This is a genomic window from uncultured Amaricoccus sp., assembly GCF_937858865.1.
GTDB lineage: Bacteria > Pseudomonadota > Alphaproteobacteria > Rhodobacterales > Rhodobacteraceae > Amaricoccus.
Window position 1 is genome coordinate 1 of sequence record NZ_CALLYO010000217.1, and the last position, 2,047, is coordinate 2,047.

The 2,047-nt window shown below is 73.5% G+C and carries 2 protein-coding genes and 1 pseudogene; all 3 read right to left on the reverse strand.

Translation table 11 applies throughout. The annotated features are described in order from the left end of the window. Positions 1-549: dTMP kinase (gene tmk, locus Q0112_RS05855; protein ID WP_297972697.1), on the reverse strand; the 549-nt coding region annotated here is incomplete at its 3' end. Positions 550-596: 47 nt separating this feature from the next. Beyond that, positions 597-1,787 (reverse strand): D-alanyl-D-alanine carboxypeptidase family protein, encoded by a 1,191-nt coding sequence (locus Q0112_RS05860; RefSeq protein ID WP_297972699.1) that lies wholly within the window; start codon positions 1,785-1,787, stop codon positions 597-599. Between the two features lie 41 nt (positions 1,788-1,828). Beyond that, positions 1,829-2,047, reverse strand: a pseudogene (locus tag Q0112_RS05865) (hypothetical protein); the annotation flags it as partial.

Consider the following 2,047-nt stretch of genomic DNA (forward strand, 5'->3'; position numbering starts at 1 on the left):
GAGGCGGCAGCGCTCGGGGAATTCGGCGGCGAGGGCGCGGAAGCCGTCGCGCAGGCGGGCCTGGAAGTCCGCGCCCATGCGCTCGAAGCGGTCCTCGGTGCTGGCGCGGGCGAGGCCGCGGGCGAGCGCCACCTCGGGGGCGAGGTCGAGGATGAGGGTGAGGTCGGGCTCGAGGCCGATGGCGATCTGGTGCAGCGCGTCGACCATCGGGCGGAGGTCGGCGCGGGCGACGCCCTGGTAGACGCGGGTCGAATCGGCGAAGCGGTCGGTGACGACGGTGGCGCCGCGGGCGAGCGCCGGGCGGATGGTGCGCTCGAGGTGGTCGCGGCGGGCGGCGGTGAAGAGGAGGATCTCGGTCTCTGGCGACCAGCGGCCGGTGTCGCCGGCGACGAGGAGGGTGCGGATGAGCTCGGCGCCGGGGGCGCCGCCGGGCTCGCGGGTCTCGACGACCTCGGCGCCGCCGGCGCGGAGGCTTGCGGCGAGGGCGCGGATCTGGGTCGACTTGCCGGAGCCGTCGATGCCCTCGAAGCTGATGAAGCGTCCCGTCATGCCGGAGGTTAGAGCATGTCCGGGCGGGGGAAGTGGAGTCCCGTTCGCTACTGCGTCACCGTCTCGGGGCTCTCGGCGGCGCGGCGACCGGGCAGCAGGCCGAGCGCCTGGGCGCGGCTGAGCTGCACGGCGGCGCCGATGCGGGTGAGCAGGCCGCCGCGCGGCACGGCGGCGCCGGCGACGAGGTCGAAGCGCACGTCCTCGTGGCCGGGGACCTCGACCTCGAGGGTGGCGAGCTTCTGCCCCTCGGCGATCGGGGCCTCGACCGGGCCGCGGTAGACGACGCGCGCCTTGACGCCGCTGCGCGCCTCGCGCGGGACGAGCATGCGCAGGTCGGCGGGGGCGACGAGGGGCACCGTCTTCGCCGTGCCGAGCCAGACGTCGGCCTCGGCCACCCGCTCGCCGCGGGCGAAGAAGCTGATCGGGTCGAAGGCGCCGAAGGCCCATTTCACCAGCGACTGGGTTTCTTCGGCGCGCTGCCTCTCGCTGTCGAGGCCGCCGACCATGAAGACGACGCGCTGGCCGTTCTGCAGCGCCGAGCCGACGAGGCCGTAGCCGGCCTCGGCGGTGTGGCCGGTCTTCAGCCCGTCGACGCCGAGGCCGAGCTCGAGCAGCGGGTTGCGGTTGTGCTGCTTGATCCCGTTCCAGGTGTATTCGGTCTCCTTGAAGTAGGCGTACTCCTCGGGGAAGTCGTGGATGAGGTGGCGGGCGAGGATGACGAGGTCGCGCGCGCTCATCACCTGGCCGGGGTCGGGCAGGCCGGAGGCGTTGGTGAAGTGGGAGTGGGCCATGCCGAGCTCGCGGGCGCGGGCGGTCATCTGCTGGGCGAAGGTCGGCTCGGAGCCGGCGAGGCCCTCGGCCACCACGACGCAGGCGTCGTTGCCCGACTGCACGATGATGCCGTGGATGAGGTCCTCGACCCTGACCCGGGTGCCGGCCTCGACGAACATGCGCGAGCCCTCCATCGACTGGGCGTGCGCGGAGACGAGGAACTCGGTGTCGCCGGTGACGCGGCCGTCGCGGATCGCCTCGAAGAGCAGGTAGAGGGTCATCAGCTTCGACATCGAGGCCGGCGGCATCGCGGTGTCGGCGTTCTTCTCGTACATCACCATGCCGGTGGCGTCGTCGACGATCAGCGCCTCGCGTCCCTTGCTCTCGAAGGCGGCGCCGGGCAGTGGCGCCAGGGCGACCGCGAGGGCGAGGAGGGCGGGCAGGAAGGCGGCGATGCGGGGTGTCATGGGCGTGCTCCGGGGTGCCGGTCCGCCCGGCCTCGGCGCCGTCATCGCGGCGGCCGCGCCGGGCGAAAGCGCGAAGATCTACTGGTGGTTGTATCAATCCGGGGCTCGCTGCGCAACGCGGTAATGGTCACGCTGGCGGCATCGGTGACGCCGAGGGCGTCGGCGGCGGCGTTGGAGAGGCGGATGTCGGGGGCGCCGCGCGGGGCGGCGAAGAGGGCGGCGATGACGGTCCGGCCGTTGGCGCGGTTCTCGACCAGGCC

Bases quoted from the DNA above. Each gene is read 5' to 3' on its own strand.
- Q0112_RS05860 (WP_297972699.1), bottom strand. From the start codon at position 1,787: ATGACACCCCGCATCGCCGCCTTCCTGCCCGCCCTCCTCGCCCTCGCG.